Annotated in this window: 26 protein-coding genes and 1 pseudogene; 17 read left to right on the top strand and 10 right to left on the bottom strand. The window is 67.5% G+C overall.

Features of this window, described 5'->3' with window-relative positions:
* Positions 1–35 precede the first annotated feature (35 nt).
* Genes ETD86_RS07110 through ETD86_RS07085 form a run of 6 tightly spaced genes read right to left on the bottom strand, consistent with a single transcriptional unit; the run spans position 36 to position 5,663 of the window.
* Entirely contained in the window at positions 36–1,049 is a 1,014-nt protein-coding gene (locus ETD86_RS07110; RefSeq protein WP_138665294.1) for a 2-oxo acid dehydrogenase subunit E2, read from the bottom strand.
* Entirely contained in the window at positions 1,042–2,007 is a 966-nt protein-coding gene (locus ETD86_RS07105; RefSeq protein ID WP_138665293.1) for an alpha-ketoacid dehydrogenase subunit beta, read from the bottom strand. The genes ETD86_RS07110 and ETD86_RS07105 overlap by 8 nt, the downstream gene beginning before the upstream one ends.
* Positions 2,004–2,876, bottom strand: a complete 873-nt coding sequence (locus ETD86_RS07100; protein ID WP_246147724.1) for a thiamine pyrophosphate-dependent dehydrogenase E1 component subunit alpha — start codon at positions 2,874–2,876, stop codon at positions 2,004–2,006. The genes ETD86_RS07105 and ETD86_RS07100 overlap by 4 nt, the downstream gene beginning before the upstream one ends.
* On the bottom strand, positions 2,873–3,106 hold the full coding sequence (locus tag ETD86_RS07095) for a phosphopantetheine-binding protein (protein WP_170222922.1): 234 nt from the start codon (positions 3,104–3,106) through the stop codon (positions 2,873–2,875). Before ETD86_RS07095 ends, ETD86_RS07100 begins: the two co-directional genes overlap by 4 nt.
* A gap of 5 nt (positions 3,107–3,111) precedes the next feature.
* Positions 3,112–4,248, bottom strand: a complete 1,137-nt coding sequence (locus ETD86_RS07090; protein ID WP_138665291.1) for a condensation domain-containing protein — start codon at positions 4,246–4,248, stop codon at positions 3,112–3,114.
* A complete protein-coding gene (locus tag ETD86_RS07085; protein WP_138665290.1) occupies positions 4,245–5,663 on the bottom strand; it encodes a class I adenylate-forming enzyme family protein in 1,419 nt (472 codons plus the stop codon). The genes ETD86_RS07090 and ETD86_RS07085 overlap by 4 nt, the downstream gene beginning before the upstream one ends.
* A gap of 174 nt (positions 5,664–5,837) precedes the next feature.
* Here ETD86_RS07085 and ETD86_RS07080 point away from each other — a divergent pair, with 174 nt between their 5' ends.
* The 5 genes and pseudogenes from ETD86_RS07080 to ETD86_RS59955 form a co-directional block, all read left to right on the top strand.
* Complete coding sequence (locus ETD86_RS07080) at positions 5,838–11,015, top strand: non-ribosomal peptide synthetase/MFS transporter (RefSeq protein WP_138665289.1); 5,178 nt, start codon at positions 5,838–5,840, stop codon at positions 11,013–11,015.
* The gene (locus tag ETD86_RS07075; protein WP_138665288.1) at positions 10,948–12,144 is read left to right on the top strand and encodes a condensation domain-containing protein; all 1,197 of its coding nucleotides are present in this window, start codon (positions 10,948–10,950) and stop codon (positions 12,142–12,144) included. The genes ETD86_RS07080 and ETD86_RS07075 overlap by 68 nt, the downstream gene beginning before the upstream one ends.
* Positions 12,141–13,919, top strand: coding sequence for a N,N-dimethylformamidase beta subunit family domain-containing protein (locus ETD86_RS07070; protein ID WP_138665287.1), 1,779 nt, complete (start codon positions 12,141–12,143; stop codon positions 13,917–13,919). Before ETD86_RS07075 ends, ETD86_RS07070 begins: the two co-directional genes overlap by 4 nt.
* A gap of 464 nt (positions 13,920–14,383) precedes the next feature.
* A complete protein-coding gene (locus tag ETD86_RS56775; protein WP_211369880.1) occupies positions 14,384–14,788 on the top strand; it encodes a helix-turn-helix domain-containing protein in 405 nt (134 codons plus the stop codon).
* Positions 14,789–14,815: 27 nt separating this feature from the next.
* Positions 14,816–15,097: pseudogene (locus tag ETD86_RS59955) on the top strand (integrase core domain-containing protein); the annotation flags it as partial.
* Positions 15,098–15,149: 52 nt separating this feature from the next.
* On the opposite strand, the gene ETD86_RS59950 reads toward ETD86_RS59955, so the two are convergent.
* The gene (locus tag ETD86_RS59950) at positions 15,150–15,431 is read right to left on the bottom strand and encodes an integrase core domain-containing protein (RefSeq protein ID WP_425465618.1); all 282 of its coding nucleotides are present in this window, start codon (positions 15,429–15,431) and stop codon (positions 15,150–15,152) included.
* Between ETD86_RS59950 and ETD86_RS57980 the strand changes: the two genes are divergently transcribed.
* On the top strand, positions 15,318–15,686 hold the full coding sequence (locus ETD86_RS57980) for a hypothetical protein (RefSeq protein WP_246147723.1): 369 nt from the start codon (positions 15,318–15,320) through the stop codon (positions 15,684–15,686). The two genes, ETD86_RS59950 and ETD86_RS57980, sit on opposite strands and share 114 nt — an antisense overlap.
* Here ETD86_RS57980 and ETD86_RS56765 read toward each other — a convergent pair.
* Positions 15,681–16,118: a helix-turn-helix domain-containing protein gene (locus tag ETD86_RS56765; RefSeq protein WP_211369878.1), complete on the bottom strand. Its 438-nt coding sequence runs from the start codon at positions 16,116–16,118 to the stop codon at positions 15,681–15,683. The two genes, ETD86_RS57980 and ETD86_RS56765, sit on opposite strands and share 6 nt — an antisense overlap.
* 121 nt (positions 16,119–16,239) lie before the next feature.
* Entirely contained in the window at positions 16,240–17,349 is a 1,110-nt protein-coding gene (locus tag ETD86_RS07055; protein WP_138665286.1) for a helix-turn-helix transcriptional regulator, read from the bottom strand.
* 88 nt (positions 17,350–17,437) lie between these two features.
* On the opposite strand from ETD86_RS07055, the gene ETD86_RS07050 reads away from it, so the two are divergent.
* Genes ETD86_RS07050 through ETD86_RS07040 form a run of 3 tightly spaced genes read left to right on the top strand, consistent with a single transcriptional unit; the run spans position 17,438 to position 18,733 of the window.
* On the top strand, positions 17,438–17,866 hold the full coding sequence (locus tag ETD86_RS07050; RefSeq protein ID WP_138665285.1) for a VOC family protein: 429 nt from the start codon (positions 17,438–17,440) through the stop codon (positions 17,864–17,866).
* Positions 17,859–18,449, top strand: a complete 591-nt coding sequence (locus tag ETD86_RS07045; protein ID WP_138665284.1) for a dihydrofolate reductase family protein — start codon at positions 17,859–17,861, stop codon at positions 18,447–18,449. Before ETD86_RS07050 ends, ETD86_RS07045 begins: the two co-directional genes overlap by 8 nt.
* Complete coding sequence (locus tag ETD86_RS07040) at positions 18,446–18,733, top strand: YceI family protein (RefSeq protein WP_138665283.1); 288 nt, start codon at positions 18,446–18,448, stop codon at positions 18,731–18,733. Before ETD86_RS07045 ends, ETD86_RS07040 begins: the two co-directional genes overlap by 4 nt.
* A 141-nt stretch (positions 18,734–18,874) precedes the next feature.
* On the opposite strand, the gene ETD86_RS07035 is transcribed toward ETD86_RS07040, so the two are convergent.
* Entirely contained in the window at positions 18,875–19,588 is a 714-nt protein-coding gene (locus ETD86_RS07035) for a site-specific integrase (protein WP_138665282.1), read from the bottom strand.
* Between ETD86_RS07035 and ETD86_RS59945 the strand changes: the two genes are divergently transcribed.
* The 8 genes from ETD86_RS59945 (at position 19,470) to ETD86_RS07010 (ending at position 23,884) form a co-directional block, all read left to right on the top strand.
* Entirely contained in the window at positions 19,470–19,811 is a 342-nt protein-coding gene (locus ETD86_RS59945; protein WP_211369877.1) for a GNAT family N-acetyltransferase, read from the top strand. The two genes, ETD86_RS07035 and ETD86_RS59945, sit on opposite strands and share 119 nt — an antisense overlap.
* A gap of 28 nt (positions 19,812–19,839) precedes the next feature.
* The gene (locus ETD86_RS56755) at positions 19,840–19,971 is read left to right on the top strand and encodes an acetyltransferase (protein WP_246147721.1); all 132 of its coding nucleotides are present in this window, start codon (positions 19,840–19,842) and stop codon (positions 19,969–19,971) included.
* Positions 19,972–20,328: 357 nt separating this feature from the next.
* Positions 20,329–20,718: a hypothetical protein gene (locus ETD86_RS07025; protein ID WP_170222921.1), complete on the top strand. Its 390-nt coding sequence runs from the start codon at positions 20,329–20,331 to the stop codon at positions 20,716–20,718.
* Positions 20,719–20,927: 209 nt separating this feature from the next.
* On the top strand, positions 20,928–21,905 hold the full coding sequence (locus tag ETD86_RS07020) for an SDR family NAD(P)-dependent oxidoreductase (RefSeq protein ID WP_138665279.1): 978 nt from the start codon (positions 20,928–20,930) through the stop codon (positions 21,903–21,905).
* Between the two features lie 62 nt (positions 21,906–21,967).
* Positions 21,968–22,270, top strand: coding sequence for a hypothetical protein (locus ETD86_RS54885; RefSeq protein WP_170222916.1), 303 nt, complete (start codon positions 21,968–21,970; stop codon positions 22,268–22,270).
* A gap of 76 nt (positions 22,271–22,346) precedes the next feature.
* Positions 22,347–22,532 (top strand): hypothetical protein, encoded by a 186-nt coding sequence (locus tag ETD86_RS54880; RefSeq protein WP_170222920.1) that lies wholly within the window; start codon positions 22,347–22,349, stop codon positions 22,530–22,532.
* Positions 22,533–22,772: 240 nt separating this feature from the next.
* Positions 22,773–23,009 (top strand): hypothetical protein, encoded by a 237-nt coding sequence (locus tag ETD86_RS07015; RefSeq protein ID WP_138665278.1) that lies wholly within the window; start codon positions 22,773–22,775, stop codon positions 23,007–23,009.
* A gap of 65 nt (positions 23,010–23,074) precedes the next feature.
* Positions 23,075–23,884 carry a CAP domain-containing protein gene (locus ETD86_RS07010; protein ID WP_138665277.1) on the top strand — a complete coding sequence of 270 codons (810 nt, stop codon included), beginning with the start codon at positions 23,075–23,077 and terminating at the stop codon, positions 23,882–23,884.
* The last annotated feature ends 145 nt before the right edge of the window (positions 23,885–24,029 follow it).

The following is a 24,029-nucleotide window of genomic DNA, read 5'->3' as shown; positions in this document are numbered from 1 at the left end:
GGCGCCGAGCAGTTGCAGATGCGGCTTGGCGCGCTCTATAGCGCTTCCATGCGGCGGCGGAGCTCGGCGAGGAAGAGGGCGACCTCCCGGCCGTTGATCAGGCGATGGTCATAGGCGAGTCCGACGTAGGTGGACTCACCGGGCGAGGCGACGGCCAGCGCGCAAGTGGTGCCGGGGAAAACAAAGGGGATCGCCAATACCACTTCGCCTTCGGTGTGGAGGGTGATCATGAAGTTGGCGCCGCTGAGGTCGGCTTCCTTGAACGAACCGGACGCGGCGGCCACCCGGTACTTCATCAGGGTGGTGGCGATCTCCTTCAGGCCGCCCGGGTCATGCAGGACTGGGACGTACAAGCCCTCGCCCACGTCCACCGTGATGCCGACGTTCGGGCTTGTGGCGGGTATGGCTTGATCGCCATCGATGTGGGAGAAGAACAGCGGGAAGTCGGCGTGCATCGTGGCCACGGCCTGGACGAAGAGTTCTGCGACACCGACCGGGCGGCGAATTTCGCGAGTCGCCGCGGCCGCTCTCTCCAGCGCGGGGCACAGGTTCATCCGAACGACGGTGTACGCCGCCGGGATCGCCTGGTGAGACAGCTCCACAGCCCTGGCCACAGCGTGCTGGACCTTGGACAGCTTGATGCCGTGCGGCTTCAACTGCTCGATGTCCGTCCTGCGGATCACCTTGCGACCGAGTGTTTCGACCTGTTCACGAGAGATACCCAGCTCGTCCATTAGGGCCTGCGCGGGCGCGGTAATGAGCGAAGTCCCAGTGCTGGACAAGGCCTTCTCGGACGGGCGCGCAGGGGATAGGGACGGCGCGGGGTCGATATTGGCGATGAGTTCGTTGGGTTTGCACCAGGTGCCAGGAGCGGCGATGTGGTGAAGGGGGCCGTCGGCGTCCGCGGTGAGTTCTTCGACGGCCTTGGAGGTCTCCACCGACACCACCACGTCGTCGGCCTTGACCTCTGTTCCGTCGGGGACCAGCCACTCCACCAGCAGATATTCGGCGTCGTTGGAGTTCAGCTTGGGCATGCGAAGCTCAGCCACGGAGGGTCTCCTTGATCACGCGCCGGATGGCCGCCTCGTTCGCCAGGACCTGGTCTTCCAGGTGGACCGCCGCCGGGATGATGCTGTCCTGCGAGTGGATCACCGTGACCGGCTGGGCCAGCCGCCCCCAGCGTTCCTGGTTCAGGCCAAGGGCCACCTCGGCCCCCCACGTTCCCCCTGCGGTGCTCTCTTCCACCACGAAGAGGTACGGCACATCCGGCACGTCCACCTCGAACGGATAAAGCCGGGAGGGCACGATCAAGGTGCCGAGCAGATCGTCCTCCATGAGTAACGTCTGCATCGCCTCGAGGGCTTGATAGGCCATCCCACCCGGAGCGATCAGCACGAAATCCGGATTTTTCTCGACAAAGACGGTTGCCACCCCGTCATCGAGGCGTACGGTGAACGGCTCGGGCACCGCGTGCATTTGCCGGGTGTAGAGCACCTTGCCCTCGAACAGGATGCATGGTTCACCGCGGCCCAGCATCTCGGCGAACACCTCGAGGTTGTCGCGGAACGGCGAAACCTCGTACAGCGCCAGGTTCGGGATCCCGATGAAGTGTTTCTGCGGACTCTGGCTGTGGGTGGGGCCATATCCGCGGCCACCGCCGACCGGGCAGCGCACCACCATGCGTAAGGGCAGGCGCGAGCCGTACATGGTGACGGACTTGCTGGCGAAGTTCACGAGCTGGTCGAAGGCTAGAGCGATGAAGTCGCCGAACATCATCTCGACGATCGCCTCGTCGCCCGCCAGGGCCAGCCCTGCCGCCACGCCGGTGATGGCGTTTTCGCTGATGGGTGTGGTGAGCACGCGGTCGGGAAACCGACTGGACAATCCCTTTGTGATCTTGAAGGCACCGCCGTACGGGTCGAGGATGTCCTCGCCGAGCACGTAGAGGTCGGGCCGGGCGGCCAGCAGCGAGTGCAGGGCCGCGTTGAGGTTCTCGGCCACTCTCATGCCGGTCCCCGCATGATCACTTCGGCGACGACCTGCTCCACGCGGGCGCGTGCCCGGCGCTCCAGGCGTTCCGATTGCGCCGGATCCACCGCCGCCTGCCAGTCTTCGACCGCGCGCAGGACCTCGGGCGGCCGGGTGTCGTCGCCCTTGCTGTGCGGGCCCAGGCGATGGGTGACGAACTCGACGACCAGCGGCGATCCGGTTCGGACTGCGGCCACCGGCATGGCAAGTCGGTCGCGGATCGCGGCCACGTCGACGGTGTCTACGCGCTGATACGCGATCCCGAAGGCGGCGGCCCGTCCCGCGACGCTGCCTGCCAGGTGTATGCCCGCGGGGGTGGTCTGGGCGATGCCGTTGTTCTCCACGATCACCAGGAGCGGTAGCCGCCAGAGGGCGGCGATGTTGAGAGCCTCGTAGACCGCGCCTTCGCCGAGCGTTCCGTCGCCGATGTAGACGCAGGCCAGGCGGCCTGGCTCGGTTCTTTTCAGGTGGAGCGCCACCCCCGCGGCCACCGGGAGCGACTCCCCCTGGACTCCCGTGGACAGGTAGCGGCCCCGTTTGATGTGCTGACTGCCGCCGACGCCACCGCAGACCGCGCCCTGGCGGCCCATGATCTCGGCCAGCAGCCCCTCGAGATCGCCGAACCGAGCCAGATAGTGGCCGTGGCCTCGGTGGTTGCTGAAGACGTAGTCGTCGGCAAGCAGGAGGGCTTCCAAGGCGACCGGCACGTACTCCTGGCCCAGGCAGGTGTGGGTGGTGCCGTTGAGTAGGCCCTGGCCGTACAGCTCCAGGAGTTTGCGCTCGAAGGCCCTGATCGTGAGCATCAGCTCCAGGTCCTCATCGACGCTGCGATCCAGCAGCTCGGTCACTTCAGAACCTCGAGCACGCCGCGGATGGTGGGGTTGTCGAAGAAGTCTTCGATGTTCACCTCCACGCCCAGGCGCTTGCGCATGCGCGCGATGATCTGCGTGATGGTCAGGGAGTGGGCGCCAAGGTCGAAAATGTCGTCATCCAAGGCGATCGGCGAGATTTCCAGGACCTCCTCCCAAATGGCCCGGATCTCCGCGGCTCGCGGATCTACGACAGCGTTGTCCAGCACAGAACTCACCCCGTTGACTTGTCTGATATTTCGGTAAATGCGGGCAGCTCCCCGGGAGAAACGGCCGCGACACGCCCCAGGACTTCAGCCAGATCCCTGGAGAAGATCTCCGCCACGTCGTCTGCCTCCTGGCTGTAGCGGAGGCCGGCCAGCAGCCCGTCCGGCGCATCCAGGAGCTGGAGCTGCAAGGCTCCGCGTACAGCGCCGTTGAACGTCAGCCACTCCACGTTTCCCCACGGCGGCTGCCGTCCCCCGTGGCGGTAGCTGACCGAGATCGGCGCCAGCGAGGCGTGCGGCCTGATGCGCGGGACGGCCCTGGCCAGCGGCACCTCGCGGAAGCGGTACAGCTGCCGCAGCTCGGCCCGCAGCCCGGCCGCGAGATTCTCGAAAGGTCCATCAAGCGATGAGAACAGCGGCACCTCGTTGACGAAGGGACCGACGTGTCCCTCCTCGGCGACGGAGCGCGTCGACAGGTCGATGGCGGTGACGATCTCGGCGTTGCCGTACTCATGAAGCAGGGTGTGCAGTGCCGCCACGAACACCTCGAACCGCGTCAGCCCCGGCACCCTGGGCACCTCCAGCGAGAACCTGTGCTCGTGGCCTGCGCTGAACCTCCGGCCGCGCACCGTCTTCCCTGCGACGACTATCTCCTGCGGCTCTCGCCACCTGCTCGCCCAGAACTCCTTGGCGGCCTCAAGCCGGGCAGCGACCCGCTGCCGGAGGCCGGCCGCGTGGTCGTGCGCGGCAAGAGGCGGCGGCGGAGTGCCGTCGAGGAATGCGGCCAGGTCGTCGACCAGGATCTCCTTGGACGCACCATCGAAGATCACATGGTGGGCGACGATCGTCAGTGTCCGTCCGTTGAGCGTGAAGGTGATCAGCGGCCCGGTGTCGATGTCGAGCTCGTACGACGCGCCCAGTGCGGGTCTGCGGGCCGCGGGCACCAGGTGGAGCACGCCGTCTCGTTCCTCGATCGCCGAGCCCAGCATCGGGTGCCGCTCGACCAGCTGGTCGATGGCCTTGGCCAGGGCTGCGGGCTCGGGCGCCGCGGCGAAGGTGATCACGATGGGCATCCGGTAGGCGGTACCCGCCCCCAGCTGCTCGTTGATCCAGATGCCGTGCTGGATGAAGCTGACCTCGCTCACGTGACAGCCTCACGCAGTGCTCGCTTGTCGACCTTGCCGTTGTGATTGCGGGGAATGGAGTCGACGGTGATCACCTTGACAGGCAGCTCGTGCGCGGCCAGCCGGTCCTTGAGGAAGATCCGTAGGTCCTTCTGCGTGACGCTGCCGACGACCGCGACCATGACCGCCTTGCCGAGCATGGCGTGCGGGATCGCGACCGCAGCGGCCTCGACGACGCCGGGGCAGGCGTAGACGGCCTCCTCGACCTGGATGGTGGAGACCTTGAATCCCCCTGATTTGATCACGTCGCTCTCCCGGTCGACGAGGTAGAGGTAGCCCTCCTCATCCAGGTATCCCAGGTCGCCCATCCGCACCCAGCCGCGCTGGAACACCTTCGACCCCTGGTCGCCGTAGTAGGAGCGGGAGACGGGCGAGCGCATCCACACCTCGCCGGTGCTGTTGGACGGCAGCGGTTCGCCGTCGGCAGTGGCGATCTTCACGGCGGATCCCGCCGCCGCACGCCCCAGGCTCCCTGGCCGCTCAGGGTCGTAGATCATGACGGTCTGGGCAGGCGCCGCTTCGGTCGAGGTGTAGTAGTTGGCGATCGTCGCCTTCGGGAAGACCCGGCACAGGTCGGCGGCCACGCGGCCGGGCAGCGGCGCGGCGGCCGACCCGAGAAGGAGCACGCTGGACAGGTCGTGTTCCTCGTGGACGCGGGCGCTGAGCAGTTCGATGGCCATCGCGGGAACGAGGAAGACCGTACCGGCACGGTGAGTCTCGATCAGTGCGGCGAATCGATCGGGTGTGAACCACGGCAAGGTGACCACGGCCGGGTGCGCGTCGAGCGCATTGATCAACATCTGCTGGCCGGCGTTCGTCCCGATGGGGAAGCCGTGGACCAGATGCCGGGAGTGAGCGAAGGGCCGGCGCCGCCCGCCGCATCCCCAGACCAGATTCGCATGCGTAGCGGTCACCCCTTTGGGACTCCCCGTGGTGCCTGAGGTGTAGAGGACCTGCGCGAGATCCGCCGGCTTGGGATCCGGCAGTTCGGCGGACCCCCACAGGTCATCAAGCCTGGCCGTCCAGCCTGGAGCGTCCGGAGCGCCGCCGGTGTGTATGACACCGACGGTGTCGCAGTGGTGGAGCTTGAACCGCAGGTCGGCAGGGGCTAAACGAGCAGACAGTGGTACGGCTGCCGCACCCGCCCTGAGCACAGCCATGAAGGCCACCGCGTAGTCCGGCCAAGCAGCGGCCCCGAACACCAGGCCGACCCGATCGCCTGGCTTGACTCCCCTGTCCACCAGCCCGGACGCCGCCCGGCGCGACCGTTCCGCCCATTGTCCATGGGTCAGCGGCTCGGCACCCGGAACGATCAAGGCCACCCGATCCGGCTCGGAGGCCGCCCGGGTGTCGAGGAGCTGGAGGAGAGTCGTCATAATTAGAAAGAATCTTTACTATTTGGGTTTGGTCCAGTGTTGCATGATCACAAACGTGGCCGCAAGCCCGTAAAACTAGGGAATTTGGCCGCCTTGCGCACTAGCTCCGGCAAATGCCACACTGACCCTGACCAAAATAGGAAACAAGGTTTCCAGTTAGGGGGCGGTCGGACGATGACCACCAGCCTCAAGGGGCTGACGTCGAGCCAGAGCCGTCTGTGGTTCCTCAGCAGGCTCGATCCGGGCAACGCCGCCTACAACATGTTCATCACCGAGCGGCTGATCGGGCCGCTCGACCACGATGCCCTCCAGAATGCGCTCAACGCGGTCGTGGCCCGCCACGAGGTGCTGCGCACCCGCTACACCGACGACGACGGCGAGCCCGTAGCCGTGGTCGACCCGTTTCCACGCATTCCCCTCGAAGTGGTGGAAGCGCCGACGGCCGAGATGGTCGCCGACCGCACCTCCCGCCCCTTCGACCTTGCCGAAGATCCGGTCATCCGGGCGAGCCTGCTGCGTCTGGGCGCCGAGGACCACATCCTGATCGTGGTCATGCACCACATCGCCGCCGACGGGTGGTCGCTCGGCATCCTCATGCGCGAGCTCTCCGCCTGTTACAACGCCACCGTCCGTGGCACAGAAGCCGTTCTTCCCCCTTTGCCGGAAATTTCACACGTTCAGCCGACCGATCCGCCGCAGGAACTCCTCGACCGATTAGCCGGAGTCATGCCGCTGGAACTGCCCACCGACCGGCCACGGCCGAAGATCAAGGGCTCCGCCGGAGACCGGGTGGAGATGCTTGTGCCCGCCGGGCTCGCCGGTGACATCGCCGAGCTGGCCAGGCGGCAGCGCTGCTCGTTGTTCATGACGCTGCTCGCGGCCTTTGCCGCCCAGTTGTCCCGGTACACCGGGCAGGAGGACATCTGCATCGGCACACCGGCATCCACCCGGACCAGCGAGGAACTGGAGCCGGTGATCGGCTTCCACATCAACACGCTTGCGCTGCGTACCGACCTGACCGATGACCCTGCCTTCACCGACGTACTTCGCCGCGTGCGCGGCACGTGTCTTGCCGCCTACCGTCACCAGGACGTGCCGTTCGACCGGCTGGTGAACGCCCTGGACGTGCCACGGGACCTGAGCCGGACGCCGTTGTTCCAGGTCGAGTTCGTCATGGGTGAAGACGTGGCAGGCGGGCTGGACTTCGAAGGAGTGCGGGCCGAGCCGTACGACCCGGGCACCGCCAGGGCGAAGTTCGACCTGGCCATGGAGGTCGCGGCCGGACCGCGCGGCCTGCGGGTCTTCCTCATCTACAGCACCGACCTGTTTGAACGCGCCACCGCTGAGCGGTTCTGTGCGCACTTCACCAGCGTGCTCCGACAGGTCGCCGCCGACCCCAGGATCCGCCTGTCCGACCTGCGCCTGGCCGATGACGCCGAACTCGCGCTGCTCGATCAGTGGGGCCGCGGCAAACCCGTCCCACCCGCCGCACGCGCCCTGCACGAGCTGATCACCGTCAGGCCGGGGAAGACCGCCCTCGTGTACGGCTCCCGCCGGGTGAGCTACGAGGAACTGGACGGCCGGGCCAACGCGCTCGCGCACCGGCTGCGGGACCTGGGCATCGGCCGTGATGACCGGGTCGCGGTCTGCCTGGAGCAGTCGCCGGAGCTGGCCATGGCGGTGCTCGGCGTGCTCAAGGCGGGCGCGGCCTATGTCCCCATCGACCCAGAACAACCCGCCGAGCGGCTGGCCTATCTGCTGGCCGATTCCGGTGCCAAGGCGCTGGTCGCAGCGGGACCGGTGGGCGGCTTCTCCGGCCCGGTCCTTGGCATCCCGCAAGAGGTGGCATCATCCGCACCGCAGCGGACAGCCGGGCCCGACGATCTCGCCTACGTGATCTACACGTCCGGGTCGACCGGACAGCCGAAGGGCGTGGCCATCCAGCATCGGCAGGTGCTCAATTACCTCGCGGACGTCCAGGAGCGCTTCCGTGTCGAGGACGGCCGCAGCTTCGGCCTGCTGCAGTCCTTGTCCTTCGACTTCGGGATCACCGTCTTCTACCTGGCGCTCATGACGGGCGGCACCCTCCACCTGTATCCCCCGCGGATCTCCGGCCCAGAGCTCACCGATCACGGGCTGGACTACCTCAAGATCACTCCATCGCACTTCGCCGCCCTCGCCTCCGACGTGCCCCCCGAGCGCCTCCTCCCGCGGCGCCTGCTGATCTTCGGCGGAGAGGCGTTGAGCTGGGCCTACGCCCGCGATCTGGCCATGCTGGGCGGGTGCGAGATCGTCAATCACTACGGGCCCACCGAGTCGACCGTCGGGGTCACCACCTACACGGTCAAACCCGACGACGACGTAAGCGGCCCGATCACGCCCATCGGCCGCCCGCTCGGGCACGCCCGCATCATGGTCCTGGACCAGAACCTGCGACCCGTGCCCATCGGTGTGGCGGGCGAACTGTGTGTAGGCGGCGACCGCCTGGCACGCGAATACCTCGGGCGGCCGGACCTCACCGCCGAGAAGTTCGTCGAGCACGACGGCGAGCGCGTCTACCGCACCGGCGACCTGGCCCGCTGGCTGCCCTCCGGCGACCTGGAGTTCCTGGGCCGCCGGGATCTCCAAGTCAAGATCCGCGGCTACCGGGTCGAACTCGGCGAGATCGACGAGGCCCTGGCCAAGGTGCCGGGCATCTCGCACGCGGTGGTCGACGCGCGCGGCGAGCTTGGCGCCAAGGAGCTCGTCGCCTACCTGGTCGGAGAGCAAAGGCCGGCCCGCGAACTACGCGAGCTGCTGGGCACCCGCCTCCCCGACTACATGGTGCCCACCCGGTATGTCTGGCTGGATCGATTGCCGCTCAAGACGCACGGCAAGGTCGATCGGGCCGCGCTGCCTGAGCCCTCCGGGGATCGGCCCGATCAGGCGGCGCCGTACGAGAAGCCCGTCAACCGCGTGGAAGAGGTCATCGCGGCGACGTGGGCCGAGGTGCTCGGTGTGTCCAGGGTGGGCGTGTTGGACGACTTCTTCGACCTGGGCGGGCACTCACTGCTGGCGATGCGGGTGATCGCCCGGCTTGCGCGGGAGCTTGATGTGCCCGTCAGCGTCATGGATCTCTTCCAGCACCCCACGGTCCGTGGGCTGGCCGGGATCGCAGGAGGCGGCGGAGGGCCGCGCGGACTGCTGTATCGGCTTACACCGCCCCGCGCGGTGGACAGGACCTTTGTCTGCGTTCCGTACGGCGGCGCGAGCGCGGTCGTCTACCAGCCGCTGGCCGATGGGCTACCCGACGACACGGCGCTGTATTCGGTGGCGGTCCCCGGGCACGACCTCGGCCTGGCCGAAGAGCCACGCCCGCTGGCCGAGGTGGCACAGAGCTGCGTGAGCGAGATCCTGGAGAAGATCTCCGGCCCACTCTTCCTCTACGGTCACTGCGGAGTGGGCGGCGCGCTGATCGTGGAGATCGCGCGCCTGCTGGAGAGCGCCGGTCGGCCCGTTGAGGCGGTCTACCTAGGCGGGGTGTTCCCCTTCGCCAAACCCACGCGGGGGTTCCTGGGGGTATGGGCGCGCCTGACCGGGAGTGACCGCTGGCGCAGCGACCGGGGACAGCTGAACTGGCTGACCGGGATGGGCGCCGACCTGAGTGACCTGGATGTGGAACAACAGGCGTTCGTCATCAGGAACATGCGCCACGACGGGCGGCAGGCGGAGACGTACTTCACCGAGTTGCTCGAGTCAGGTGCCCGTCCGCTGAGCGCGCCGATCATCTCCGTGGTGGGCGACCGGGATCCGACGACGGATTACTACGAGGAGCGCTACGAGGAGTGGGGGTTCCTGACCGATCGGACCGGCCTGGCGGTGATTCCCGAAGCCGGCCACTACTTCCAGAAGTACCGGACGGCTGAGCTGGCCGCCATCCTCACCGCACCCCCCGGCACCCACTTGGGCCCGGGGAGCCGCCAAGAGTCGGACCTGCCGGACCCGAGTGTGGGGCGGTTCTTGGTGGTGGCGTTGGGGCAGATGGCCACGATCGCCGGCGGGACCATCACGGAGTTCGCGCTGCCGATCTGGATCTATCTGCAAACCGGGCAGCTGGTTCAGATGGCGCTTCTCACCGTGCTGGCGGTCATCCCAGGCGTGCTGGCCGCTCCCCTGGTAGGCGCAGTGGTGGACCGGTCGAGCCGCAGGGGCGTGATACTGACCGCGACCCTGGCCGGGCTGGTGATCCAGGCCACCGCGGCCGGGCTGCTGTTCACCGGAAATCTTACGGTGGAGGCGCTGTACCCTCTGCTCACCCTGCTGTCGATCGCACTGGCCTTCCAACGGGTCGGCTACAACTCGGCCATCCCGCAGCTGGTGCCCAAGCGCTACCTGGGACACGCCAATGGTGTCGCCCAGATGGCGGCGGGTGTCGCCCAGTTCGTCGCACCCCTGGCAGCCGTGGGCCTGATGTCCACCATCGGCCTACAAGGCATCCTCATCGCCGATATTTCGGGATATGTGATCGCGGCCGCCATTCTGGCCGTCACCACCTTCCCCGCCACTCTCGCCCGCCGCCGCAGGGAACCCGTGGTCACAGAGATCAAAGAAGGCTTCCGCATCTCGATCGGCAACGAGAACTTCCGCGCCATGGTGGTGTTCTTCGCCCTGCTGGCATTGGTGCTCTCCCCGGTCTTCATGCTCTATTCGCCACTGGTCCTGTCGTTCGCCACGCTGCAGGATGTCGGTGTCATCGCCCTGTGCGGCGGTGCAGGAGCGGCCACCGGCGGCCTGGCCATGAGCGTGTGGGGTGGGCCGCGCCGCAGACGCATGACCGGCATGCTGCTGCTCACCCTGATCATCGCCGTGTGCTGCGTCCTGATCGGCCTCACCCGTGACCTGGTCCTCATCGGGATCGGCGCGTTCGGCGTGTCGCTCGGCCTCGCTCTGGTCAACGGCGTCTACGCCACGATCATCCAGGTCAAGATCCCTCAGCGGTTCCATGGACGGGTGTTCGCCCTCAACCAGATGGTGGCCTGGTCCACGATCCCGCTCGGCGTCGGGGTGCTGACTCCGCTGGCGGAAAGGGCCTTCGACCCCCTTCTGCTGCCCGGCGGGGCACTCGCCACAACGGTCGGCCAGATCATCGGGACGGGACCCGGCCGTGGTATCGCCCTCATCTACCTCGCCTTCGGCCTCTTCATCGCCCTGCTGGTCGCCGGAGCGCTGCGCACGAGGATTCTGTCCAGGTTCGACACCCACGTCCCGGACGCGACCCCCGACGACCTGATCGGAAGGATCGATCATGAACGGACCGTTGACCTGGGGCCAGAAGGCGATATGGCAAGCCGTAGAACGCACCAGGCCGGATGACCACTACTTCAACTTCACCAAGATCCTCGAGGTTCCAGAACGGGCCAGGCCGCTGAGTGCCGACCGCGCCATCCAGGCCGTCGAGGATCTGGTGACCAGGCATGCCGCGCTGCGCACCCGGCTGGGCTTCGGCGGCGAGCCGTACCAGATTGTGGAAGAACACGCGGAACCTGAGATCTGGCCGGGCGCAGCGCCGGAAGAACTGGAGGCTCCGGCCTTCGACTACGAGAAGGAGTGGCCGCTTCGCGTCGGCCTGATCACCGACGGCGGGGAGGTCACCCGCATCGTGCTGGTCTTCTGCCACATGGCCACCGATGGCCTGGGCGGCGACATCGCGCTGCGGGATCTTCGGATGCTACTGGTTCGCGGCAGAGTCTCCGGGCCACTCCCGCCGCAGCCGCTGGACCTGGCCCGCTGGCAGATCAGTCCCGAGGGCAGACAGGTCGCCCGTACGGCGGCCGAGCACTGGGAGGCGTGCGAACCGGTCGTCATGTTCGACAACCCACCCGGCGCTCCCGCCAGCCCGCCGATCTGGCGGGCCGACCTGGCGTCCCCCGCCTTGGACCTGGCCTTACGCGCCCTGGCCCACCGCCACAGGACCAGCACCTCCACGGTCGCGCTGACAGCGGTGGCCGCGCTCGTCGGGCAGGTCACCGGCCGCGCGAAGGTCGCGATCCTGCCCATCGTGCACAACAGGTTCAGATCCGATACGGCCCGCATGGTCAGCACCCTGTCTCAAGAAGGACTGTTCACCCTCGACATCCATGAGGACCTCGGTGAGAGGTTCCGTGCGGCGCGCCCTGCGGCGCTGCGGGCGTACAGCAGCGCCTATCACGACCCGGCCGACCGGGCGAACAGATCCTGGGTACAGCCCCTGGCCTGCTTCAACGACATGCGATCCAGCCACCCGGAACCCATCGACGTCTCCCCTGAGGAGATCGCAGTCGCGCGGCCCCTGTCCACCCTGTCCTGGCCGCTCAGCCAGGACATGCTCAACTGCCGCTTCTGCGTGCACATCACGGATCCGCTGAACATCTCCGTTACCGCCGACACCCGGTTCCTGCCCAAACCCGAGATGGAGTGGTTCCTTCTTTCGCTGGAGAGCACCCTCATCGAGGCCGTCAGGTGAACGTCAGCGCGTATGCGACAGCCACCTCCTGCGCCCAGGGCGAAACGCTGAAATTCCGAGTTTCCGGCCCCGTGCCGGTGGTGGTGCGGGACGCGACGGATGACCGGGTGGTCTTCACCGGCCACGCCACCCCCGACTGGCAGTTGCCGATCCCCGACTCCTGGCCCAGCTCGCTCTACCGGGCGGTGTTCGGCGAGGAGGTGGCCTGGCCGTACGGGCTCCCCGGCGAAACCCCGTGCCCGGACAACGAGGTCTATTTCGTGGTACGGCAGGCCGTACCGACCTCTCCGATCCTGGTGAGCGTGCCGTTCACGACATGGCAGGCCTACAACCGGGCAGGGGAGCCCGGCCAGAGCATTTACTGGACCGAGTCTCCCACCCGGGCGAGCTGCGTCAGCTTCGACCGGCCGGGCGGCGGGCCGCCGCCGGAACGCTGGGAAGAGGGCCTGATGCGCTGGCTGCGCCCAGCGGGCTACGACGTCGCCTACTGCTCCAACCTCGACCTGCACGACGGGCTGGAGTTCCTGTCGGGCCACCGCCTGCTGGTGGTCAACGGCCACGACGAATACTGGTCTGCCGGAATGCGCGACAGCGTCGAGGAGTTCGTCCGTCGCGGGGGGAACGTGGCCTTCTTCTCCGGCAACACCGCGTGGTGGCAGATCCGGCTCGAGGGCCGCACGATGATCTGCTATCGCGATCCGCACGCGGACCCGGTGAGCGACCGCCGCCTGGCGACTGCGGAGTGGTCGACCGTGGGCAGACCGGAGAACACGCTGACCGGCGTCAGCTTCCGTGCCGGGGCCGGCGCGTGGGGACCGTACATGAAGCTGATGTTGCGCGAGTCCTACACGGTACGGTTCGCCGACCACTGGGTGTTCGAGGGCACCGGGCTGGCTGACGGCTCCCCGTTCGGCCAGGGCTGCCTGGGTTACGAGACCGACGCCGCCGAGTTCGAGGAGATCGACGGGGTGCCCCGGGTGACGGGACGCGACGGCACACCCGCCTCCTTCGTCGTACTGGCCACCGCCGACCTACGGCACTGGAACCGGTACGGCCAAGGCGGCATGGCCACGATGGGGGTATTCACCAGCGGACTCGGCACGGTGTTCACGGCCGCCACCGTGAACTGGGGCAACACCCTGAGCGACCCCGTCGTGGCGCGCATCACGCGCAACGTCCTCGATCGGCTGTCGGAACCACGACCCGACTGGGAGGTCATCGGTCCAGGCGGCGTACGGGCCATGGCCGTGTTGGGCCGGACGCTCTACGGGGTGAACCAGGAAGGTGAGCTGGTCGAGCGCGAGCTGTGCGGGCAGAACCTGCCCTGGCGCGCGACAGGCTCCGGTGGCGGCGTCTGTGCGCTGGCCGTACCGCGCGAAGCCATGGCTGGGGTGCCGCAGGGGTTGTTCGGCGTGACGCCCAACGGGATGCTGAAATTTCGGGACAACGGAACGTGGCGGGTGATGGGCGAAGCACCCGCCGGCGCGATGGCCCTGGCCACGGCTGATTGCGCGTTCTACGTGGTGGCCGACGACGTCATGTGGCGGCTGGACTTCGGCGCAAGCCAGTGGGAGCCCTGCGGCCCAGCCGGCGGCGCGATCTGGCTGGCAGCCGCGAACGGCCGCCTGTGGGGCGTGGACATAACCGGACGGTTGCAGACCAGACTGCCCCCCGATTCGCTCTGGAAGGAGTACGGCACGGCCGACGGCCCCATCACCGCCCATGCCGGCCGGCTCATCAGCGCAGGAGACCTACTGCGCTGGCGCGCGACCTGACTCGCGTTGGCTTAGGAGACATACTGCACTGGCGCGCGATCTAGCTCATGCTGGCGCAGGAGCCCCACTGCACTGGCGTGAGTTAACACTGCGCCTGCCGATAAATCACATCCTCCCAGGTCATGACCATGTGAGGGCTTCGCGTGGCGTACGCGAGCTCCGGCCACCCAGGAGACAGAACCAAGTGCGGCATGATGAACGGCCGTGCTCCTTCGCCTGGCCTACCTGACCGTCACGAACACGTTCGCCGCGCTGCGGTTGCTGCCGATGGGCGATCGGGACAAGGACGTGGAGTTTCTCGCCCTGCGCCACCAGATCACCGTCCTTGAACGGCGACTCGGCGCCGACACCCGGGTGAGATTCACCCCGGATGACCGGGCCTTTCTCGCCGCCCTCCTGACATCGCTGCCCCGCGAGGTCCTGCACCGGCTGCGGCTCCTCGTCCGCCCGGACACCGTCCTGCGATGGCACCGCGATCTGATGAAGCAGCGTCACGCCCGTACCTGCCGGCACGGCCGAAGCGGCATGGGCGCCCGCCCACCGTCCGCGCCCTCATCCTGCGCCTGGTACGAGAGAACCCCGGCTGGGGCTATCGGCGGGTGCATGGTGAGCTCACCACGCTCGGCATCAAGGTCGCACCGTCCACGATCTGGGAGATCCTCAAACAGGCAGGCCTTGACCCGGCGCCCGAGCGGGCCTCCACCACGTGGGCCGACTTCCTGCGCTCCCAAGCCGACGCCCTGCTAGCCTGCGATTTCGTCGAGACCGTCACCTTGAACGGGCAGCGTCAGTACATCCTGGCCGTCATCGAGCACGCCGGTAGGCGCGTCCGCGTGTTGGGCACCACCGCTCACCCGACCGCCGACTGAGTCATCCAGGCGATCAGGAATCTGGTGATGGATCTGGACGATGCGGGCTGCCGGGCGCGCCTTCTGGTCCGAGACAGGAATGGGAAGTTTCCCGCGCTCATGGACGAGATCCTCGCCGAGGCCGGCATCCAGACCGTGCTCACCGGTATCCGGATGCCTCGCATGAACTCGATCATGGAGCGGTGGGTGCAGTCGTGCCGCCGCGAGCTCCTCGACCGCTGCCTCGTATGGAACGAACGCCATCTTCGACACGCCCTGCGCGAGTACGAACACTTCTACAACCAGCACCGAGCTCACCAAGCCCTGAACCAAGCCGCCCCGCTGCGTCCCGTCCCGGACCCGATCACAGACCCCGAGCGAATCACCGACCTGAACAGACTCCACCGGCCGCTGCCCACTCCTCCAGCGGCTGGCATGACGACGGAGGCTGGGGCTCGGTCACCGTCTCGGCCGACCGGCACCACATCTCTGTGCTTGGATCAGGAAGCGCTCGAAGCGGAGCTGCCTGCTGGAGCGCTCGATGTGGCCGATGTTCGTTGTAGAACGTCTCGAATTCACGCAGCGCCTGGAGAAGGTGCTTCTGGTTCCAGATCAAGGTCCGATCCAGCAGCTCACAACGACAGGTCTGAATCCACCGCTCCATAATCGAATTCATCCGCGGTACCCGGACACCGCTCCTGACGACGCGGATTCCAGCATCGACCAGCACAGCGTCGAAGGCCGCGGTGAACTTGGCATCCCGGTCACGTATCAGGAACCTGGCCATGCCACCGGCTTCCTGCAGCTCCATGACGAGATTGCGGCCGAGTTGGGTGACCCACTGCCCTGTAGGGTGCGCGGTCACGCCGAGAATCCGAACGCGGCGGGTGGCGTGCTCAATGACCGCCAGCACCTATAGCCGTGCACCGGTCAGCGTGCGCACCTCGAAGAAGTCACACGCCAGCAGCGTGCCAGCCTGGCTGCGCAAGAACTCGGCCCATGTGGTGGCCGCCCGACCGGGAGACGGATCGATCCCCTGGTCCTTAAGGATCTCCCAGACCGTGGAGGCAGCGACCTTGATACCGAGCGCGGCCAACTCGCCGTGAACACGCCGGTAGCCCCACGAGGAGTTCTCCCGCGCCAGGCGCAACACCAGGACGCGGATGGAGCGGACCGTGCGCGGCCGTCCACGCCGCTGTGATGCGCTGGCCGCGGCGTGACGGCGCCGCAGTAGATCACGATGCCACCGCAGGATGGTTTCCGGCCGCAGCAGCAACATGTGGCGCCGCAGCTGGTCCATCGGCAGGCGGTGGAGCAGCCCAGCGAGGACGAACGTGGGTCGTGGGTTCAAGTCCCACCCGCCCTACCACGCCGACCTGCGATGAATCTTCGGCACCCACAGCGTCCAAGAACTGAGAAACGCCTTCATCGAGCTGGCGCCAGAGCCGATTTACGCGACCGTCAAAGTCGCGCTAATCGTCCGCAGTTGCCGATGGGGCGGTCAGGGATGTGGTGCGCTGGTCGAAGAACAGGCGGGCGACCAGGTCACCCCGGGACCCGGTGCCGGACTTGGCGAAGATCGACTTCAGGTGGTCCTGAACGGTGTAGGTCGCCATGTGAAGCTGGTTGGCGATCTGTCTGGTCGGTAGTCCTTGCGCGACGAGTTCGGTGACCCGTCTCTCTCGCTGGGTGAGTCCGTACATGTCAGCCAGCAACGGTGCCATCTCGGCAGGACGGGCCGCTTCGAGCAACACAGCGACTGGCGCCAGCGGACCCTCACCCAACAATGACCCGCGGACGATCACCCAACGGCCCGTTCGGGTTCGCACGCGCGCCCGAGCCAGCCCGACGTCGGCAACCCGTTCCCCGGCGGCGATGGCACGCGCCTGGCTGGCGACGGAGCGGATCACGAGCGGCAGCCTGGTGCCGGCTCGTTCGCCGACTCCGAGTTCGTCGACCCACTGCTCAGCCTCCCAATTGGCAAGGTCGACACCGTCGTCGGGGTCCAGCACGAGCATTCCGGTGTCAGGGCGGTCGGCACATGCGTCATCCAGCAGCAGAGCCCGGCGCAGCCCGTCCGAGATCAACCCGGTCAGCGATGAAAGGAGCCGTACCTCAGACAACGAGAAGTACGGGCTGTCCGTCTCGCGGAACACGGTGAGAGCGCCCCATGTACCGGTGCTGCTGGACAGGACGACCCGAAGCTCGTCGGAATAGCCCCCAGGACGTCGGACCTCTCGCTGACGGCGACTGAGGTCGAGGTCGCCTGCGGTGACGTGGCTCAGGCTCGCCGCCGCCGTGCCCGCGCGCGCCATGTCGACCCACTTGGTGTAGTCCGGTTCGCGCAACTCGATCTCGACGAGCCGACTGATCGAATCTGCGGGCAGCCCGTTCTCGACGAACTCTGCGGTCGGCAGCATGGTTGCCGGGTCCATGGTCATCAAGCAGGAACCCTCGGACGGCACCGCAACATCCAGGGCATCGCTCACCGCACGCCAGTAGGCCTCCACCGGCATCCCACGGTGAACCAGCCGCCCGATATCGTCGCGGACCCTTTCACGCATCGCCTGGCCGTAGACCATGGTTCAGCGTAGCCGGACCCCCAGAAATGTGGGATAGCCGCGAAAATGCGGTCGCGAGAGGCTGGTCGCACGGAATGGAGGAGCCACGATGAGGACATTGCACATGGGGCTGCGGGTGACCGACCTCGAGCGTTCGTTGGCGTTCTATGAGGCTATCGGCTACGGGGTCGTCGGGTGCGTGCCCGAGACGCCGATCGGGCATCTCACCATGCTCAAGCTGCCTGACGACGAGTTCGTGACCGTCGAGCTCGTTCACGACGCCAAGCCGGTCGTACGCGGCACCGATGTGAGCCACCTCGTCGTCAAGGTCGAGTCGATGGCGGACACGCTGGAGGCCCTCGCCTCGTATGGGATCGAGCCTGTCGACCCTGGTCAGGAAAGCGAGGACGGCTTGAAGACGGCGTTCGTCGCCGACCCGGACGGCCGCAGGATCGAGCTCGTCCAGTGGCCTCCTGGCCACGCCGACGGCATGACCGCGGCCGATTGGCCGCATGGGAAGGATGACTCCGATGGGTGACGCGCCGATCCGTCTGTACATGGCCATGTCCGTCGATGGCTTCATCGCCGGGCCGGACGACCGCAAGGGCCAGGAGCTGGGACGCGGGGGTGGGCGGTTGTTCAACTGGCTTGACGAGCGGATGTCCGCTGGGGTCGATGGGCAGGTGTACCGCGAGGCTATGGCTACCGGCGCCGTGATCTCGGGGCGCCGCACGTTCGAGCTGGCGGGTAGGTGGCAGGGCGATCATCACGACGGCGTGCCGATCCACGTGCTGACCCACCACGTCGAGGCGGGTGATGTGCCACCTGGCAGCGCGAAGTTCTACACCGACGTCAATGTGTGTGCCGCCGAGGCCCGAGAAGCCGCGCAAGACCGTGCGGTGCTGGTGCACGGCGCAGGTGCGGCGCAGGCGTTGCTGGCAGCCGATCAGCTCGACGAACTCGAGCTGCACCTCGTCCCCGTACTGCTGGGAAGTGGCCGTCGGCTGTTCGAGGCCACGGGACTCGATCCCATCGAGCTGGAGCCTGTGCGCAGACTCGAAGGTAGCGACGCCACACATCTGCGCTACCGCGTAGTCCATCGAGGAGGAGCACAGTCATGACTGCCGCATCGCTGACGATCGACGCTCTCGAAGAGGTTCCCGCGGGAATCTGGACCATCGACCCGGCGCATAGCGTCATCGGGTTCTCTGTTCGCCATCTGATGGGCGAGGTCCGCGGAACCTTCGAGGAGTTCGCCGGTTTCGTGACGACCGCCGAGCGGCCAAGCAGCTGCTCCGCGGGCGCCACGATCGCACTGGGCTCGGTGAGCACCGGGGTCCGGGTCGTCGACATTGACGCGTTCGGTGATCAGCAGCGGTGCGCCGTCCGGTCCTTTGGTATGTGACGGGACCCACTGGCGTCGCCGCAGTTCCCGATGGGGGCCGTACGGCTGGTGGCTGCTGATGCAGCAACCCAACCTCGTCGAACGCGGCATCGGACGCCCCGACAAGTCGGTGAGGCGAGCCTGCGGGAGAGGGGGAGTCTTCTAGGACCTCCGGGGCTGTGCCGGAGTGGCCGACAGAGTAGGTTCTCGCCTTTGAGTGATATTCGACTTCTCGGTCCCGAGGAACTGCCCCTGTGCCAGCGGCTCGAATGCGATCGCGAGTGGTCCACCGACGAGGCCAAATGGCGGCTGATGTTCGAGACGGGCGAGGTCTACGCTGTCGACGCGGCCGACGGTGACGGCCTGGCCGGGTGCGTCGTGGTGACCCGCTACGGCGACTCGCTGGCCGACGTCGGCATGATGCTGGTCGCCAGCAGGTACGGCAGGCAGGGGCTCGGCACGCGGGCTGATGGAGCACGCCCTGGAGGCCGCATGCCAGATGTGATTGATCCTGTCCTTGTGGATCGCCCCGCCATAGGCGTTACCCGGCATGCTGAAGAACAGCCGCGTGGTGTGCGGCACGCCGTCGGGGCGTTGCCACGGCAGCGTCACCGTGACCGGCGCAAACTCTTCCATCTGCGTGGCCAACGCGTGCTTCACGCTCTGCGGCAGGGGCGCCTGACGCATCTTGCCGCCCTTCGGCGGGGCGAAGTAGAGCCTGCCTTTCCATACCTTGATCTGCCGCTGGATCGTCACGATGTCACGTGGCCAGCCCAGATCATCGGGAGACAAGCCCAGGATCTCCCCTTGGCGCAGGCCCAGCCCGGCACCGGCGTCCACCATCGCGCGAAACCGGGCCGGCAGAGTCTGCCTCACGGCATACACCTGCGCCCCTGTCCACGGCGCTTATGTCATCGCGGACAACACGACGAACCGACTTATCGGAACCTTGGTGCTCGACCGCCGGCCGACCGATCGCCCCCGTCATGTCACCGAGGATGGCGAGAAACTGGAACTGTCCTATGTACTGCGGCGCAGTGCATGGGGCGCGGGGTTCGCATTCGAGGCCGCAACGGCCCGCGTTGCGCGCTGCGGCTGACGAACTCCCCGACCAGCCGGTCTTGGTCGTGACCCAGACCGCGAACAAGCGATCTCTGAAACTCGCCGCCCGCCTTGGCTTCCGCCCCATCAGCACGTTCGAGGAGTTCGGCGCTGAGCAGAGCCTCTGCACCGCTCCCCTGTCCATGTTCAACATCTGATCTCAGCATCCAACACAACGGCCGTCAGACCAGGAGACGCAGGGTTTCGGGTGCTTCCTAGGCGGCCTGTCGTCAAGGAAGCTGTCACCAAGTACACCCGAGCGGAGTTGACCCAGGTAGCAGGGCAATCGCGCGCCGTGAAATAGCTCTTCAGGCAGTCGTCCCAGGGGATCAACCAGTAACGGCCCACCTGCTGCCACTCGACCTGCGGCACAGGCCAGGCCGGTCCGATGTGGCAAGCTGCATGACCCGCTGCCGCATCATCGACTCGCATAGCCGAGCGCGACAGCACGGCGGCGATCTCGGTCACCGCCACCAGCTCACCCGGCTTCGCAAGCGTCGCCTATGATCATGCGGATGAGCGACATCAGCGGCCCCCCGATCGCCCGAGTGGACGTGGTGCGCGACGTTCACCACGGCATCACGCTCGACGATGCCTACCGGTGGATGGAGGCGGACGGCGAGGAGTTCCACCGCTGGCTCGACGGCCAGGCCAGCCATGCCCGCGAGCAGCTGGACACCCTGCCCCGCCGGGAGGAGCTGCTGACCCGGACCCGCGAGCTTGGCGGCGCGCTCCCGCAGTACTCGGACTTCACGCTGGCGGGCGACAGGATCTTCTACCTGGCGCGCGAACCGGGCGCCAGCCGGTGCCGGATTCTTGTGCACATCACCGGGAAATTTCCCGCTGATGGGATCTCTCCGCGGAAGGGGCGCCCGCCTGGTCGAACGGTCAGGACTGGAGTATAGGGAGGAGCCTGCCACGTGTGTCCATCAGCCCAACGCGCAGACCTCGACGGCCGGCAGTCGATGGTTGCCCGAGCCGGCCAGGCGGCCGGGGGAGCCGCCGGCGTTTCGCCGGTGCCGGGCGACGACGAGGCGGCTGTTGTGAGGTGGACCAGGCGTTGATGGCCGCCCCGGTACGTGCGAGGGTGGTCAGCGACGGAGGGGGCTGAGCGATGAGATCGTTCACGGGAAAGATGGCCGTCGTCACCGGAGGCGGCGCCGGGATGGGACGCGAACTGGTCGTTCAGTTGGCCGCCGAAGGCTGTTCGGTCGCCGCGTGCGACGTCGACGAGGCCGGGCTGGCCGTCACCGCCGAGCGAGCCGCCAAAGCCGCACCCGGCGGCGGCGATGTGCGGGTCACCACCCACCACTGCGACGTGTCGGACGAGGCTCAGGTGACGAGGTTCCGCGACGAGGTGGTCGAGCGGCACCGGACCGGCCACATCAACCTGCTGTTCAACAACGCCGGCATCGGCGGCGGCAGCAGCTTCGTCACCAGTCCGCGAGCCGAGTGGGAGCGTACGTTCGGCGTCTGCTGGGGCGGGGTGTACAACTGCACGCGTGCGTTCATGCCGCTCCTGATCGCCAGTGATGAGGGGTGCCTGGTCAACACCAGCAGTGTCAACGGGTTCTGGGCGGCCGGCCCCGGTCTGCCGATGAGCGCGTACAGTGCCGCCAAGTTCGCCGTGAAGGGCTTCTCCGAGGCGATGCTGACGGACCTGCGGATCAACGCGCCGCACGTACGGGTCGCGCTGGTGATGCCGGGGCACGTCGGCACGGAGATCGTGATCAACTCCCGCCGGATCCACGGCCACTCCGAGCCTGACGACATGACCGCCGAGGAGCTCGCGGACGCCCGCGTGCTCGCCGCCGCCGCCGCGGGCGTTCCCGCCGACCGGTTGAGTGATGAGGAGGTTCGGGCTGCGGTCAAGAGCATGGGTGAGTGGTTTCGCGACACCGCGCCGCTGTCGGCCGCCGACGCCGCGACCGTCATCCTTGATGGCGTACGCACTGGCACGTGGCGCATCCTGGTCGGTGATGACGCCCACGCGCTCGACGCGGCGATGCGTGCCGACCCGCTGGACCTGTACCGGCCCGACAGCCCGACCCTGGCGGCCGTGTTTCCCGACATGCGCCGTCGCGAGGAGTGACTCGGATTCGGCAAGCCGGTCACCCGGCGGTGCCGGAGATTCCGGCATCGTTCGATGTTCGTGTGGACGGACGGCACGTGGGCACCCAGACCGGCACCGGCACTGGTCGGCGTCGCGGAGGCGAGGATGCCGGCCGCCATGGCGGGGTCGGCGCCGCCGCCGTGGAAGTGCGGACGACGGCGCTGTGGACCGCCGTAATGGTGTCAGTGGGGCCGTGCCGGTGGAGCCGGTGGCGCTGGTGTGTGCCGGCCGATCGGGTCGGTCAGGTGCGGAAGGGGCCGGTCACGCAGTACGTGATGCCGCCGGACGACGACCCCGACGTCCCGCGCTGGGACGAGAAGTACAGCCGTCACCGGCCGGGTTGAAGGCGGGCCCGGTGATCTCCGACGCGCTCTGCCCGTTGATCCGCAGGAACGGCGAGATCTGGTCATCGGCAACTGGGTGACGGCCGTGCCCGGCATCCTCGGCGGCCTCGGCTACGCACTCGCCAGCGGAACGGCCCTGTTCACCCCGCTGTTCGACCCCTTGTTCCCGACCGCGACCGGCATCGCACTGTGGGCCATCGCCGCCGGTATCGGGCTGCTCCTGCGCCCACGAGCCGCAAGCGTGGCTCCCCGCACCGGGTAGTCGTCACCCGTACCACGGCCATGGGGCCGGTCAAGGACATCGACCTCGCGGGACCGCGCCCGCACGGCCACCCCACACGACCGACAAGGGAGCAAACCCCTGATCCGGCCGGGAAATCCTCCCGGCGGCCTGGCCATGCGCCCCCTCGTCATTGGGGACGGCGCCACCGCACGCTGATGACAACGCGATCCGCAGCCCTTCCCGCCAGAGGGACCTTCACCACACGATTAGGAACAAGTCATGAACGAGATGTGGGGCCACGTAAGCGACCGCAGCGCCGCCCGCTTCTCCCTGAACACCCGCCCCAGCCGCCAGGCTCCCGCCACATCCCCTGTCACGTCTCTCGGCCATCTCGACGGCCAGTGGCCGGGCGGCCACGCGATCACCATCGCCGCCGACCGGTGGCGGCCCGGCGACCGGCCGGTGCGTTTCGAGATGCGCCGCGCCACCGAGGCGGACTTCACCGCCGCCTGCTGATCGCGACCGCCGATGCGGTTCCAGACCTCTATCAATGACCGACACCGAAAGCAAAGGAATCCCTCGTGAGCCACTTCTCACCGTTCTCCCACCGGCAGCGGCATGTGCGTGATGGCGCCCAGTCCCGCTCGCGGCGGGCCGCCGCCCTGGCGAGCGGCACCCTCCTGCTGGGCCTGACCGCCGCCCTATCCCCGGCACAACCGGTAGCCGCCGCGGCCACGCCGCTGGAAGGCGCCGGAACCTGCGCGAACATCGACATGGTCTACCGGGACAAATCCGCCTTCCCCGACACCGCGAGGGGACGCGTCGACTACCGCATGCAGTCATCCGCCATCGAACGAGCGGTGTTGTGCCTTGTCAACGCCGAACGGACCGCAGGCGGGCTACGACCGCTGAGTAGGCCCTACGCGCTGGGCAAGATGGGCAAGAACAGCCCACCCACCCTCGGCAACGCGGCGGCCAGGCACGCCGCAGACGCCGTCAAGCTGCGCTGGTGGGGAGAGGTGCAGCCGGGCAAGAAGTGCGTCCCCAACAAGGACAATCCCAAGACCAGCCAGGACGAGTCCAAGACCTGCAACTCACACATCCATCCGCAGACCGAATCGACTCCGCTCAGCCGGGCCCAGGCCGTGGGCTACTGCCGCCGCGGAACCCCCTCCATCGCCGAGAACACCTACGCGGGGTGGGGACGCGGCTATGTCACGGCCCGGGCGGCCGTCTCGCGGTGGATGGGCAGCGAGGGCCACCGCAACAACATCCTCAGCCCCGACTTCACGGTGCTGTACACCAGAGTCGCCTGGGGAAGCGCGGACCCGGCCGCCGGCTCCACCACCCCGGCTCTGACGTACGTGCAGATGTTCGGGCACTGCGCCTGAGTCGTTGCACGTGCGACGCAGCGGCGGCGAGGAATGAGACGACGACGGTTGGCTCCCCTCGCACACGCTGTCGTCAAGGTCCCGTCCGCCCGTCCATGACGCTCGCCTAGCCCTACCGGGGGATCATCATGAAGCGCTCCATCAC

It is taken from the genome of Nonomuraea turkmeniaca, from assembly GCF_005889735.1.
In the GTDB taxonomy this organism is placed as follows: Bacteria; Actinomycetota; Actinomycetes; order Streptosporangiales; family Streptosporangiaceae; genus Nonomuraea; species Nonomuraea turkmeniaca.
The sequence above is the reverse complement of the archived record's forward strand: the minus strand, read 5'-3'. Positions and strand labels throughout refer to the sequence as shown.